The organism is Streptomyces sp. NPDC032198, from assembly GCF_040636975.1.
Classification (GTDB): Bacteria; Actinomycetota; Actinomycetes; order Streptomycetales; family Streptomycetaceae; genus Streptomyces.
This window is the reverse complement of sequence record NZ_JBEZVL010000004.1, coordinates 451,032-463,342: the sequence shown is the minus strand read 5'-3', so window position 1 is coordinate 463,342 and position 12,311 is coordinate 451,032. Positions and strand designations below refer to the sequence as shown.

The window sequence follows — 12,311 nt, the reverse complement described above, 5'->3', positions numbered from 1 at the left end:
ATCATGGTGCGTGCGGGGCGCACCGCCCTCCGGACACAGGGAGCCAACGATGAGCAACACCCCTTTCACGACTGCCGTTTCGGACGCCGGAGTGCGGCTCGAGGGGCGGACGGTCGCCGTCGTCGGCGCGTACGGCCACACCGGCCGCTTCGTCGTGGCGGAACTGCTGCGCCGCGGCGCCACACCGATCCTGGTGGGAAGAGACCTGGAGAAGCTCGAAGCGCTGCGCGCGCTGGCCCCCGGCGCGCCGGTGCGGGTGGCGTCCACCGGGGACGCGGCGTCCCTCGACCGCGCACTCGACGGCGCGTCGGCGGTCGTCAACGCCGCCGGACCGTTCCTGGAGACGTCCCTGCCCGTCGCCGACGCGGCGCTGCGCGCGGGCATCCCGTACCTGGACGTCGCCGCCGAACAGGGCGTCAGCGCCGCCCTGTTCGACACCTACGGCGACCGTGCGCGAGAGGCGGGCGTCGTCATCGCGCCGTCCCTGGCGTTCTACGGCGGCCTGGGCGACCTGCTGGCCACCGCGGCCCTGGGGGACTGGCCGGACGCGGACGAGATCACTCTCGCGTACGGCCTCGACAGCTGGCACCCGACCCACGGCACCCGGCGCACCGGCGAGACCAACGCCGGGCAGCACCTCGTGTACACCGGCGGCGAACTGCGCCCGTTCGACTACTCCCAGGACGTCTTCCCGTGGGACTTCCCGGAGCCGCTGGGCACCCAGGACGCCCAGGCGTTCGCAACGGCCGATCAGGTCACCCTGCCGCGCCACGTGCGCACCCCCGAGGTGCGGGCGGTGATGAACCTCGCGCCGCTGCGGGACATCCGGGCCGAGGGCACCCCGGAGCCGCGGCCCGCCGACGCCGTGGGGCGTTCCGCGCAGACCTTCCTCGTCGAGGCGGTCGTCCGGCGCGGCAGGGAGACCCGTCGCGCGGTCGCGGGCGGGCAGGACATCTACGCCGTGACGGCACCGCTCGTCGCGGAGGCCCTGGAACGCGTCCTCGACGGGCGCGGCGGGGCGCCGGGCGTACGGGCGGCCGGGGAGGCGTTCGACGCCGCGGACTTCCTGCGCGCGCTCGCCCCCGAACACCTCACGCGGCTCGACCTGCCGGCCCGGCTTGCCGTCTAGTCCGGCCGCAGCGAGCGCCAGATCCGGTCGGGCAGGAACCGTGCGGCCTCGTCGAGATCCATGTCGTACGTACTGGCCAGCCAGCGGTGGGCGGCCTCGGTGACCGGCCCCATGACCAGGACCTCGATGACGGGTGCGGGCAGGGGCGCGATCTCGCCCGCCGCGACCCGCGGCAGCATCCACTCCGCGATGACCGCCAGCTTGTCGGCCTTGGCCCCGCGGATCTGGTCCGCGTGTGCCGCGAGGTAGCCCGAGTGGGCGGAGGCGTGCAGGAAGAGGGCGGCGTCCGGGTGTTCCCGGGTGAACCGCAGATAGGCGGTGACCAGGGCACGGACTCCGCCGCGGGCGGTCCGCGCGGGGCCGAGGGCGGCGATCATCTCGTCGAAGAGCTGCTCGACGCAGCGGGTGTACAGCGCGGCGGCGAGGCCGTCGATGCTGCCGAAGTGGTGGTACAGGCTGCCGAGACTGACGCCGCCCGCCGCGGTCACCGCGTTGACGGTGAACCCCGGCCTGCCCGACGTGGCGTACACCTCCAGCGCCGCGCTCAGGAGCCGGTCGACGGTGGCTTCGCCGCGTTGCTGCTTAGGCGACACGTTGCGCCGTGCCCGCTCTGCCACTAGGCGTCATGATCGGAGCCTATCCCATGAAACTAGAGCAGGTATCTAGAAAACCACTCTACAATCAACTCCGCGACCGAGCCGACACGCCAGCGCTCCCGGGGTCGCCGGATCCGCCGCGTCGGATGACATGCTGAAACGATCAGCGAAGTCGATGTCGCCGGTGAAACCTGGACCACGCGAAGGGCAAGTGCGAAGTGCTGACCGTGCTGGTGCTGGCCGCCGATCACCGGGCGAGCGACCTGATCCCGCGGATCGAGGCCGTCCCCGGCGTGTACGTCATCTCCCAGACGGACGACAGTTTCCTCGCCATGGCGAGGGCCCGCGCCCTGCTGCCCGACGTCCTGGTCATCGACCTCAGCGCCCGCTTCGCCGGGGACGCCGCGACGGTCATCGACCAGGCCCGCCAACTCCGGCCGCCCAGCCACATCCTGGTCCACTCGGGCGACTCCGTGGTGGGAACCGTCTCCCCCGCGGGGTCGGTCGGAACCGCTTCCCCCGGCTCGCCGCCGGGGCTCGCGGACGCGCTGGCACGGCTCGCCGGCGACATGGCCCCGCCGCCGTGACCCGGTGGCCGCCCCGCCCGCGCGGGGCCAGGCCTGCCTACGCCTCGGCGACCCGCACCGAGAGTCCGTAGTCCAGTTCGGCACCGTCGACCAGGAGCGCCTCGACGGTACGGGTACCGGGATCGATGTCGGCCTCCATGCCGTCACCCGCGTACCGGGGAAACCCGGAGGCCCCGGTCTCGCCCGTGGCCACCACGACGGCCGAGCGCAGGGCGTCGCGGGCGTCGGTCGTGCTCACGCCGTCCCCCGAGAACTCGGGAACCACCAGGATCTCGAAACGCTGCGGGTCAGTGTTCATGCTCGTGACGCTAGACAGGAGTCGCGCCGCACGCACGTCCACCGCTGCCGCCCGGCGCGGAACACGCCACTAACCGAGGGTCAGCTCGACCCGCAGCCGCCCGGGCGCCGCGGCCCCCGCGGACGGCTCGACGTGGACGGTGGCCTCGGCCGTGCCGGGCGGGCCCATGAGCGGGTCCGCCCGGCACAGGAGCGTGTACTCGCCCGCCGCGGGTGCGCCGAGGGAGAACCGGCCCTCGGCGTCGGTCAGGGCAGCGATGTCCGGCAGGGGCTGTGGCCCGTCGCTGAACAGGACGTGCGCGCCCGCCACCGGGGCGCCCGACGCGTCGCGGACGACGCCGGTGATCTCCACTGCCCTGCCGCTGCCGTTCATGGGGTTTCGCTCACGCCTTCCATGCCACGTAGTTGTTGAAGACCGGTGTGGTGAACCGGGTCCCCGAGTTCACCCGCGATCCGCCGTAGGCGTGTATCGCGAAGCCGTAGCGGCCGCTGCTGTCGATGCGGTAGACGGAGCTGCCGCTCTGCCCACCGGCGGTGTCGATGTCGTAGTACACCTTGCGCGCGGCCACCGAGTCGATCCCGCGGGCCCCGTACCAGAGCGTCCCGGACGGCTTGTCGCCCGGATAGCCGGCGATGTTCCCGGTGGTCTTGAGCAGGTCCGAGTCCGAGTAGACGCCGAAGCCGAACCAGCCCGTGGTGGAGCCGATGTTGGACGGCGTGATGATGGCGCCGTAGTCGAAGTTCTCGTCGCCGTTCTCCGTCCAGCCGACCACGGAACGGAAGCTCGTGCAGGTGATGCTGCCGTACGGCAACGAGGCGCCGTTGCGTCCCGGCATGACCTGGATGCTCTTCACCCAGCCGTCCCGGCCCGCCACGCCGCTGCCCTTGATGTAGACGACGTGACCCGCCGTGGCGAGCGTGTGCGGTCCGAGGAGCCAGCCGGTGCCCTGGTAGAGGGCGTTGTCGCGGGCCGTGATCAGCAGGTAGCAGTGCACCCGCCACGGGTAGACGCTCGTGGTGCTGATCTGTACGCGGTCATCCGGACCGTGCACCGTCTCCTGGGCCGGCGGCGGCGCGCCGAACGACGCCTCCCCGATGTCGGGCAGGGTGGCGGTCGGGGCGGTCCAGGCCTCCGGGGCGAAGTGCTCCGGACGCCGGTAGCCCTCGACGTGCTCCAGGCCCTCACCCATCGAGTGCTGGGCCTCGCCCTGCGTCCCCTCGGAGGGCGGCTGCAGGATCGCCTCCTGCTCGGTGGCGAGTGAGACGGCACTGTCCTCGGGCTCGTTCGATACTGCGCTGTGCGGGTCTTGCAGCATTCTGGATCACCCGGCTTCTTCAGAGCTTCGATGTGATGCCTTTCCGAACGCCGCGGCCGCAACGTTTAGGGTCAATGCCCCTTCTACTGCCGCCGGAAGAGTGCCGCAATGAGCCTTTTGCGCCGACCCGTCTCGCGGGCGCGCACGCTTCCGGACGGTGGTGAACGCGCCGGACCGGGGCTCGGCTGCCCCGGCCCGGCACCCGCGCCCCGCCCGCCACGGGAGCGGCCGGGACACGGGTGCCGCGGTGGCGGGCCGGGGTGGCCGAAGACGCTACGGGCGGGCGTAGGGCCGGGTCATGATCTCCATGTTGTGGCCGTCCGGGTCGGCGAAGTACGCGCCCCGGCCGCCGAACAGGCGGTTGATCCGCCCGGGTTCGGTGTGGCTCGGGTCGGCGTAGTAGGTGACCCCGACCGTCTCCAGGCGGGTGATCATGGCGTCGAACTGCTCGTCGGGCACGAGGAACGCGTAGTGCTGCGACTGCACCGGCTCGTCGCGCAGCTCGTAGTAGTCGAGCGTCACGCCGTTGCCGAGGTCGACGGGCAGGAACGGCCCGAACGGTGCGCCGACCTCCAGGCCCAGGATGACGGCGATGAACTCGGCCGACAGCTGCCGGTCCTTGGCGTAGACAGCGGTGTGGTTCAACTGGACGGTCGTGACAGGCATGTGTGGTGTCTCTTCCGGGTCTTGGGTCCGCTGGATGCGCGCCGCATGGGGCGCGGGGAGTTAAGACGGAAGAGGGAAGGCGGGGCTCTGGCCCGCCTCGCGCTCACGCGGAGGCCGGATGCCCCACTCGTACATGGCTCAAGGCCGACCCGGCAGTCACCCGAGTGACCTTAATGTCGGCCGACGGCCGGTGCAATGCTGTTTTACGCGTACACGATCATGGGCCTGTGCCGTGCCTGGCGCGCCGACCACCGCCGTCCGGGCGTTAGCCTCGTCCAGGACGGCAAGGCAGTGGAAGGGAGACGGGCGTGGCGGAGCAGCGGCGGCGTTCCCGGCGGCGGGGGCAGGGTGAGCTGGAGGCGCAGGTCCTGTCGGCCCTGCGCGAGGCGGAGGGTCCCGCGACCGCGGGCTGGGTGCAGGAGCGGCTCGGCGGGGACCTCGCGTACACGACCGTCGTGACGATCCTGAGCCGGCTCCTGGACAAGGGGGCGGTGACCCGCGAGCGCGCGGGCCGCTCCTTCGCCTGGATGCCCGCGGCCGACGAGGCGGGCCTCGCGGCACGCAAGATGCGCAAGGTGCTCGACGGCGAGGACGACCGGGAGGCGGTCCTCGCCAGCTTCCTCACCGCGCTGCCGCCGGGTGACGAAAAGCTGCTGCGCGAGCTCCTGCGGCAGGCCGAGGCGCAGGCCGCGACGGAGAGGGACGACTGAACCGTCATGGGGATGTTCGTCCTTCTGCCGCTGGTGCTGCCGCTGACCGCCTGGCCGGTCGCCCGGCTCGCCGAGCAGCGTCTGCACCCGCGGACCGCGACCCGGCTGCTCACGACGGTCGCCGCGGTCATGGCGCTCTGCAGCACCCTGTGCCTGGGCCTCCTGATGGTCGTCGGCACGGCCCAGCTGCCCGGGAACCCGCTGCCGGACGGCTGGTCGGACCCCGAGGTGCGCGCCGCGGTCCCGTACGACGAGATCGCGGGACGCCTCGCCATTCCGGGGCTGCTGGCCGTGGCCGTGGCGTGCGGCAGGACACTGTGGCGCCACCACCAGGTGCGGCGTGCCGCCCACCGCGCCCTGGCCGGGCTGCCCGGCACCGCCGTCGCCGTCCTGCCCGACGACGTGCCCTACGCGTACGCGCTCCCCGGCGGTACCCGCGACCGGGTCGTCGTCACCACCGCCCTTCTCGACTGCCTCGTACCCGCCGAGCGCCGCGCCCTGTTCGCCCATGAACGCGCCCACCTCGCGACCCGGCACCACCGCTACCTCCTCGCCGTGCAGCTGGCCGCGCGCGCCAATCCGTTCCTGCGCCCGCTGCGCACCGCCGTGTCCTACACGACCGAGCGCTGGGCGGACGAGGACGCCGCCCACGCCGTCGGCGACCGCAAGGCCGTCGCCCGCGCGATCGGCAAGGCGGCACTCCACTCCCGGGGCGCCCCGGCCGCCACCCTGGCCGGGCTGGCCGCACCGGGTCCCGTGCCCCGCCGGGTCGCGGCGCTCCTCGGCCCGGCTCCCACGGCGCGCAGCTGGCCGTCCCTGTTCACCGCGGTGGGACTCGCCGCGTGGGCGGCCACCGCGGGGGCGGCGGCCTCCGCCATGTCCTCGGCGAACTCCGCCGTGACGATGGTCCTGATCCTGCACGCGGCCACGCCGCTCTAGGCGCGAAGGACAGGGCCGCCACCCTGCCGGTTCACTTTGCCTTTCCTTTACAGTGGCTGGAGAAGCCCTACCGCTTCCCTGCCACCGCTCTCGTACGACACTTCGTACGAGTACGAGAAGGAGCCACGGACCCGCAATGGGTGAGCCTCCCAGTACGAACCGTGCCACGTCCCGCCCGCTGTCCGAGCGCGAGGGAACGGGGGTGGCACGGTGACCGAGATCCTGCTCCTGCTGCTCGCCCTGCTCCTCACGCTCGCCTGCGCGCTCTTCGTGGCGGCCGAGTTCTCCCTGACCACCGTCGAGCGCGGTGACCTGGAGCGCGCCGCCGCCGCGGGGGAGCGGGGCGCCGAAGGTGCCCTGAAGGCGGTCCGGCGGCTGACTTTCCAGCTCTCCGGGGCCCAGCTCGGCATCACCGTCACGTCGCTGGTGATCGGCATGCTCGCCGAACCGTCCCTCGCGGCGCTCCTGCGCAGCCCCCTGGAAGCGGCCGGTCTCGGCGCCGCCGCCCCGACCGTGGCCACCCTGCTCGGCGTGGTCCTGTCCACCGTGGTCCTGATGGTCGTCGGCGAGCTGGTGCCGAAGAACTGGGCGATCTCCCGGCCACTGGCCGTCGCCAAGGTGGTGGCGGCACCGCAGCGCGGCTTCACCGCCGCCTTCGGCCCGTTCATCCGGCACCTGAACAACACCGCGAACCACGTCGTACGCCGCTTCGGCCTGGAGCCCGCCGAGGAGCTCGCCTCCGCGCGCACCCCCGAGGAGCTGGTCGCCCTCGCCCGGCGCTCGGCTGCCGAGGGCGCCCTGGAGGCGGACTCCGCCGAACTGTTCGTCCGCACCCTGCACCTGAGCGAGCTGACGGCGGAGAACGTGATGACCCCGCGGGTGGACGTACGGGCCCTGGAGGCGCACGCCACCGCGGCCGACGCCGCGAACCTGACGCACGCCACGGGCCTGTCCCGCTTCCCCGTCTTCCGCGACAGCCTGGACGAGGTCATCGGCACCGTCCACATCCGCGACGTGCTCGCCCTCGACCCGGAGAAGCGGCAGCTCACCCCGGTCACCGACCTCGCCACCGAGCCCCTGCTGGTGCCCGACAGCCTGCCCGCGGACCGGCTTCTGGAGCGGATGCGGGAGACCCGCACGATGGCCGTGGTCATCGACGAATACGGCGGCACGGCCGGTGTGGCGACGGTGGAGGACATCGTCGAGGAGGTCGTGGGCGAGGTCCGCGACGAGCACGACCCCGTCGAGGTCCCCGACCTGCTGCCCTCGCGGACGGCCCCGGACGGCCGCACCGCGTGGGAGGCCGACGGCGGCGTCCGCATCGACCAGCTCGCCGCGATAGGACTCACCGCGCCGGAAGGACCGTACGAAACCGTGGCCGGACTGATCGCCACCCGCCTCACCCGCATCCCGGCCCAGGGCGACGCCCTCGACCTGGAGGGCTGGGAGCTGTCCGTCCTGACGGTCGAGCACCACCGCGCCGACCGCATCCGCATCACCGAACCGGCACTCCACGTGCCCCGCCAGGCCGTGGAGGAGGCGCGATGACCACCCTGCAACTCATCATCGGTGCCCTGACCCTGCTCACCAACGCGTTCTTCGTCGGCGCCGAGTTCGCCCTGATCTCCGTGCGCCGCAGCCAGATCGAGCCCCGCGCCCAGGCGGGCGACAAGCGCGCCCGCGTCACCCTTTGGGGCCTGCAGCACATCTCCGCAATGATGGCCACCGCCCAACTCGGCATCACGGTCTCGTCGTTGGTGCTCGGCGCGGTCGCCGAACCCGCCATCGCGCACCTCCTGGAGCCCGGCTTCGAGGCGGTCCACATCCCGCACACCCTGGTGCACCCGATCGCCTTCGTCATCGCCCTGACCGTGGCGACGTATCTGCACATGCTGATCGGCGAGATGGTCCCCAAGAACATCGCGCTCGCCGCGCCCGCCCGGACCGCCCTGCTGCTCGGTCCGCCGCTGGTGGCCCTCACCCGCGCGCTCAAGCCGTTCGTCTTCGGCATCAACGCCTTCGCCAACACCCTCCTCAAGCTGCTCAGGGTCGAACCGAAGGACGAGGTCGAGTCCGTCTACACCGACGACCAGCTCGCCCGCATGGTCGTCGACTCCAGCGCGGCCGGGCTCCTCTCGGCGGCCGACGGCGAGCGGCTGCGCGACGCGCTGGAGCTCGGCACCCGGCCGGTCGGCGAGATCCTCGTACCGGCCGCCAAGATGAGCAGCGTCGACCACACGGTCACCCCGGCACGTCTGGAGCGGGTCGCCGCGGACGCGGGCTTCTCCCGCTTCCCCGTCACCGGACCCGACGGCACCCTGCTCGGCTACCTCCACATCAAGGACACGCTGGGCATCGCCGAACGGGACCGGCCCTTCCCGCGCGGCGCGTTCCACGTGGTCACGCGGGTGCACATCGACACGCCGCTCGACGACACCCTCACCGCGCTGCGGGCCGCGGACAGCCATCTGGCCGCGGTCACCGGCGCGAGCGGCACGGTGCTCGGCTTCGTCACCATGGAGGACGTCCTGTCCGAGCTGGTGGGACCCTCACCGGCGGCACTCGGCTGATTCACAGGTGGCGCGACTGTACGCGCGGGGGCTTCGGTGGCTAGGGTGCCCGTGATGTTCTACACAGGTGTAGCACCCGCATTGAACGTAAGACGCGAGACCGCGGGCCCGGGTTCCCCCGGGAGGTCCCGTGAGTGAGCCAGTCCGCTCGATGGACCGGACCGGGGCCCTGCGCGCGCCGCTGCCCGCCGCGCGCAGTTCCTCTCCACAGGCTCCGGTGCCCACCACCGTGGCGCCGGAGCCTCCGGTCAAACGCCGGGACTCGTTCTTCGACAACGCCAAGTACCTGGCGATCGTCCTGGTCGCGATGGGCCACGCGTGGGAGCCGCTGCGCGGCGACAGCCGGGCAGCGGCCGCGCTCTACATCACCGTCTACACCTTCCACATGCCGGCGTTCATCGTCATCTCCGGCTATTTCTCGCGGAGTTTCGACGCGAGCCCCGGCCGGCTCAAGCGCCTGGTGACGGGCATCGCCGTGCCGTACGTCATCTTCGAGGTCACGTACACCTTCTTCAAGCGCTACGCGGGCGGCGACCCGACGTACCCGATCAGTCTGCTCGACCCCTGGTACCTCACCTGGTTCCTGGTCGCGCTCTTCGTCTGGCGGCTGACGACCCCGCTGTGGAAGCTGGTCCGCCGGCCCCTGCCGATCGCGCTCGCCATCGCGGTGCTCGCCTCGGTCTCGCCGGACATCGGCGACGACCTGGACCTGCAACGGGTGCTGCAGTTCCTGCCGTTCTTCGTCCTCGGCCTGTGCCTGAAGCCCGAGCACTTCCAGATCGTGCGCCGCAGGGAGGCCCGCATCCTGGCGCTGCCCGTCTTCACGGCGGCCCTGCTGTTCGCGTACTGGGCGGCGCCGCGCATGAACGCCGCCTGGTTCTACCGCCGGGACAGCGCGCAGGAGCTGGCCGCGCCCGGCTGGTCCGGAGCCGTGATGACGCTCGGGATGTTCGGCTGCTCGGCGATCCTCGTCGCGTGCTTCTTCGCCTGGGTGCCCGGCCGCAGGCTCTGGTTCACCGCGCTCGGCGCGGGCACGCTCTACGGCTATCTGCTGCACGGGTTCGTCGCCAAGGGCTCGCGCTTCTGGGACTGGTACGAACTCGACTGGCTGCACACCCCGCTCGGCGAGATCACCGTCACCCTCGGCGCCGCGACCCTCATCACCGTTCTCTGTACGCCACCGGTGCAGCGCCTCTTCCGGTTCGCGATGGAACCCGACATGGAGTGGGCGTTCAAGAAGGACGCGAAGGCGCTGGCGCGGGACCGAACCGGCGTCGGTACGCCGACGGGCTGAGCCCCGTCTCGCGGCGCATCAGGGCCCGCAGGTTGGCGGTGGTGCAGGGTCGCGGGGCTGAGCGCGGCGTGCGCCGCCAGATCCGGCACCGACAGGGGTGAGTCGAGGCGCTCCTGGGCCCACGCCAGGACCGGGGCCAGGGACTCGACCGCCACGACGAGGTCCCGGACCATGTCGACGCGACGACGGGCCACAGCCTCGATCTCTGACGGGCCCGTCGGCCTTCTGGGCAGCGGCACACAACAGCGGTATGCCAAGGGTTGACCCGTCAATGACGAGAGGGTGGGCCAGACATGTGGACCGCTGGATTCTGGAAGGCCACCGCGGAGCGTGCGCTCCGTACCTTCGCGCAGTCGCTCGCCGCCGTCCTGGTCGCCGGGGCGACCACCCTCCTGGACGTCGACTGGAAGGCGGCGCTCGCCACCGCGGGGATGGCGACGCTGCTCGCCGTGCTCACGGCGGTCGGCGCCGCGAACTTCGGAGCACACGGCCCCGGCATCACGGAAACGCCGACCGCCCGGCACAGGCAGGCCACCCCCTAGGGACCGGCCACCCGGCCGGACGTGACCGAGAGTCGCTGGCCCCGGAACCGTTCCCGCAGCCTTCGGTCGTGTGAGACCACGATCAGCGTGCCCCGGTAATCCGCCAGTGCCTCGTCGAGTTCCTCGACCAGGGCGGGGGAGAGGTGGTTCGTCGGTTCGTCGAGCAGGAGGAGGTCGGCCGGGCGGGTCACCAGGCGGGCGAGCGCCAAGCGGCGCCGCTGGCCCACGGAGAGTGCCTTCACCGGCACGGCCAGGTCCTCCTCGCGGAACAGGCCGAGCGACAGGAGGGCCTCCGCGTGGTCGTCGGGCAGCCCGGAGAGCCCTGCCGCGAAGGCGTCGAGCAGCGGCCTCGCCATGTCCTCGTCGGCGATGTACTCGACTTCCTGCGGCAAGTATCCGATGCGGGCCGGTAGTTGGACCTCGCCCCGATCCGGGGCGAGCGCTCCGGCGAGGACGGCGAGCAGCGTCGACTTGCCCGCGCCGTTCACCCCGGTCACCAGCGTGCGCGAGCCCGGATCCAGGATCAGCCGGTCGACCGCCAGGCGCTCGCCCACCACGACATCCGTCAGCGCGACCGGGCGTACGAAGGGATGGTCGCCGCCCGCCAGGCCGCCACCGGCCGTGAAGTGCAAGGGGTCGGGCGGGCGCGGCACCGGCTGCGCCCGCAGCCTGCGCAGCCGCTCGCGGGCGTTGCGCACGATCCCGGAGAGCTGGCCCTCCACCGACCGCTGATGGCCCGCGAAACGAGGGCTCTCGCTCATCCGCCAGCCCCCTGAGAGCCGGTCGGAGCCGCCATCGGCGAGCCGCTCCTGGCGCGCGACCTCGTCGCTCCACTCCCGGTAGCGCTCCTCCCAGCGGCGCCGGGCCGTGGCCCGCTGCTCCAGGTAGCCGTGCCAGCCGCCGCCGAAGCGGGCCACGGACCTGCGGTCGCCGTCGACCTCGACGATCACCTCGGCGACCCGGCCCAGGAAGACCCGGTCGTGGGTGACGGCCACGACCGTGCCCCGGTGGGCGCGCAGCCGCTCCTCCAGCCAGCCGAGCGCCTGGTCGTCCAGGTGGTTCGTCGGCTCGTCCAGGAGGAGCAGCTCGGGCTGCGGGGCCAGGACGCACGCGAGCGCGAGGCGCGCCGCCTCGCCCCCGGACAGTGATCCCAGGGTCCGCGCACGGTCCAGATGCGGGACGCCCAGACCGTGCAGCGCCGCATCGAGGCGGGCGTCGGCGCGGTAGCCGTCACGTGCCTCGAAGACGGCGATGAGGTCCCCGTACGCGGCGAGGCCTTCGGGTCCCGCCGCACCGAGCGCGTCCTCCGCCTCCCGGATCCGCCGCTCCAGGTCGCGCAGTTCGGCGAGCGCGTCGTCCACCGCGTCCTGCACGGTGGCGTGCGGCGGAAGCCGCAGGGTCTGCGCGAGATAGCCGGTGCCGCCGTCCGCGACGACGGCCACCTCACCGTCGGCGGGCGCGAAATCGCCCGCCATCAGGCGCAGCAGCGTCGACTTGCCCGAGCCGTTCTCACCGATGACGCACGCCTTCTCGCCGGGGCGCACCGAGAGGGAGATCCGTTCGAGCACGGGCCGCTCGGGATAGCCGTACGACACGTCGCGCAGGACGAGTTGACTCACGGTGCGCATCCCCCTCGCTTCAGATCGCTCCAGATCGCGTCGGTCA

The 12,311-nt window shown here is 72.4% G+C and carries 14 protein-coding genes and 1 pseudogene; 8 read left to right on the top strand and 7 right to left on the bottom strand.

Going from position 1 to position 12,311, the window contains the following annotated elements:
• Positions 1-49 precede the first annotated feature (49 nt).
• Entirely contained in the window at positions 50-1,129 is a 1,080-nt protein-coding gene (locus AB0E78_RS13180; RefSeq protein ID WP_361831443.1) for a saccharopine dehydrogenase NADP-binding domain-containing protein, read from the top strand.
• Here AB0E78_RS13180 and AB0E78_RS13175 read toward each other — a convergent pair.
• Positions 1,126-1,722, bottom strand: coding sequence for a TetR/AcrR family transcriptional regulator (locus AB0E78_RS13175; RefSeq protein ID WP_361831772.1), 597 nt, complete (start codon positions 1,720-1,722; stop codon positions 1,126-1,128). The two genes, AB0E78_RS13180 and AB0E78_RS13175, sit on opposite strands and share 4 nt — an antisense overlap.
• Before the next feature lie 221 nt (positions 1,723-1,943).
• On the opposite strand from AB0E78_RS13175, the gene AB0E78_RS13170 reads away from it, so the two are divergent.
• Entirely contained in the window at positions 1,944-2,312 is a 369-nt protein-coding gene (locus tag AB0E78_RS13170) for a hypothetical protein (RefSeq protein WP_361831441.1), read from the top strand.
• A 37-nt stretch (positions 2,313-2,349) separates the two neighbouring features.
• Here AB0E78_RS13170 and AB0E78_RS13165 read toward each other — a convergent pair whose 3' ends face one another.
• The 4 genes from AB0E78_RS13165 to AB0E78_RS13150 all read right to left on the bottom strand — a co-directional run bounded on the left by AB0E78_RS13165 (position 2,350) and on the right by AB0E78_RS13150 (position 4,591).
• The gene (locus AB0E78_RS13165) at positions 2,350-2,610 is read right to left on the bottom strand and encodes a hypothetical protein (RefSeq protein WP_361831439.1); all 261 of its coding nucleotides are present in this window, start codon (positions 2,608-2,610) and stop codon (positions 2,350-2,352) included.
• Between the two features lie 69 nt (positions 2,611-2,679).
• Complete coding sequence (locus tag AB0E78_RS13160) at positions 2,680-2,982, bottom strand: carboxypeptidase-like regulatory domain-containing protein (protein WP_361831437.1); 303 nt, start codon at positions 2,980-2,982, stop codon at positions 2,680-2,682.
• A 10-nt stretch (positions 2,983-2,992) separates the two neighbouring features.
• Positions 2,993-3,925 (bottom strand): serine protease, encoded by a 933-nt coding sequence (locus tag AB0E78_RS13155; protein ID WP_361831435.1) that lies wholly within the window; start codon positions 3,923-3,925, stop codon positions 2,993-2,995.
• Between the two features lie 273 nt (positions 3,926-4,198).
• The gene (locus AB0E78_RS13150; RefSeq protein ID WP_361831433.1) at positions 4,199-4,591 is read right to left on the bottom strand and encodes a VOC family protein; all 393 of its coding nucleotides are present in this window, start codon (positions 4,589-4,591) and stop codon (positions 4,199-4,201) included.
• Between the two features lie 308 nt (positions 4,592-4,899).
• On the opposite strand from AB0E78_RS13150, the gene AB0E78_RS13145 reads away from it, so the two are divergent.
• From AB0E78_RS13145 to AB0E78_RS13125, 5 genes are all read left to right on the top strand, one after another.
• Positions 4,900-5,301: a BlaI/MecI/CopY family transcriptional regulator gene (locus tag AB0E78_RS13145; protein WP_361831431.1), complete on the top strand. Its 402-nt coding sequence runs from the start codon at positions 4,900-4,902 to the stop codon at positions 5,299-5,301.
• Between the two features lie 6 nt (positions 5,302-5,307).
• On the top strand, positions 5,308-6,240 hold the full coding sequence (locus tag AB0E78_RS13140) for a M56 family metallopeptidase (RefSeq protein WP_361831429.1): 933 nt from the start codon (positions 5,308-5,310) through the stop codon (positions 6,238-6,240).
• 210 nt (positions 6,241-6,450) lie between these two features.
• The gene (locus tag AB0E78_RS13135) at positions 6,451-7,788 is read left to right on the top strand and encodes a hemolysin family protein (protein ID WP_361831427.1); all 1,338 of its coding nucleotides are present in this window, start codon (positions 6,451-6,453) and stop codon (positions 7,786-7,788) included.
• Positions 7,785-8,810, top strand: a complete 1,026-nt coding sequence (locus AB0E78_RS13130) for a hemolysin family protein (protein ID WP_361831425.1) — start codon at positions 7,785-7,787, stop codon at positions 8,808-8,810. Before AB0E78_RS13135 ends, AB0E78_RS13130 begins: the two co-directional genes overlap by 4 nt.
• A gap of 130 nt (positions 8,811-8,940) precedes the next feature.
• Positions 8,941-10,104: an acyltransferase family protein gene (locus AB0E78_RS13125; RefSeq protein WP_361831423.1), complete on the top strand. Its 1,164-nt coding sequence runs from the start codon at positions 8,941-8,943 to the stop codon at positions 10,102-10,104.
• On the opposite strand, the pseudogene AB0E78_RS13120 reads toward AB0E78_RS13125, so the two are convergent.
• Positions 10,043-10,250, bottom strand: a pseudogene (locus tag AB0E78_RS13120) (helix-turn-helix transcriptional regulator); the annotation flags it as partial. The gene AB0E78_RS13125 and the pseudogene AB0E78_RS13120 overlap by 62 nt on opposite strands.
• Positions 10,251-10,397: 147 nt before the next feature.
• Between AB0E78_RS13120 and AB0E78_RS13115 the strand changes: the two are divergent.
• Positions 10,398-10,646: a holin gene (locus AB0E78_RS13115; protein ID WP_361831421.1), complete on the top strand. Its 249-nt coding sequence runs from the start codon at positions 10,398-10,400 to the stop codon at positions 10,644-10,646.
• On the opposite strand, the gene AB0E78_RS13110 is transcribed toward AB0E78_RS13115, so the two are convergent.
• Positions 10,643-12,274, bottom strand: coding sequence for an ABC-F family ATP-binding cassette domain-containing protein (locus AB0E78_RS13110; protein WP_361831419.1), 1,632 nt, complete (start codon positions 12,272-12,274; stop codon positions 10,643-10,645). The genes AB0E78_RS13115 and AB0E78_RS13110 overlap by 4 nt on opposite strands.
• Positions 12,275-12,311: the final 37 nt, after the last annotated feature.

What these genes read in the sequence shown, in the direction of transcription:
- AB0E78_RS13140 (WP_361831429.1), top strand. Translation starts at nt 5,308, where the DNA reads ATGGGGATGTTCGTCCTTCTGCCGCTGGTGCTGCCGCTGACCGCCTGG.
- AB0E78_RS13110 (WP_361831419.1), bottom strand. Translation starts at nt 12,274, where the DNA reads ATGCGCACCGTGAGTCAACTCGTCCTGCGCGACGTGTCGTACGGCTAT.
- AB0E78_RS13180 (WP_361831443.1), top strand. Translation starts at nt 50, where the DNA reads ATGAGCAACACCCCTTTCACGACTGCCGTTTCGGACGCCGGAGTGCGG.
- AB0E78_RS13130 (WP_361831425.1), top strand. Translation starts at nt 7,785, where the DNA reads ATGACCACCCTGCAACTCATCATCGGTGCCCTGACCCTGCTCACCAAC.
- AB0E78_RS13155 (WP_361831435.1), bottom strand. Translation starts at nt 3,925, where the DNA reads ATGCTGCAAGACCCGCACAGCGCAGTATCGAACGAGCCCGAGGACAGT.
- AB0E78_RS13160 (WP_361831437.1), bottom strand. Translation starts at nt 2,982, where the DNA reads ATGAACGGCAGCGGCAGGGCAGTGGAGATCACCGGCGTCGTCCGCGAC.
- AB0E78_RS13150 (WP_361831433.1), bottom strand. Translation starts at nt 4,591, where the DNA reads ATGCCTGTCACGACCGTCCAGTTGAACCACACCGCTGTCTACGCCAAG.
- AB0E78_RS13165 (WP_361831439.1), bottom strand. Translation starts at nt 2,610, where the DNA reads ATGAACACTGACCCGCAGCGTTTCGAGATCCTGGTGGTTCCCGAGTTC.
- AB0E78_RS13115 (WP_361831421.1), top strand. Translation starts at nt 10,398, where the DNA reads ATGTGGACCGCTGGATTCTGGAAGGCCACCGCGGAGCGTGCGCTCCGT.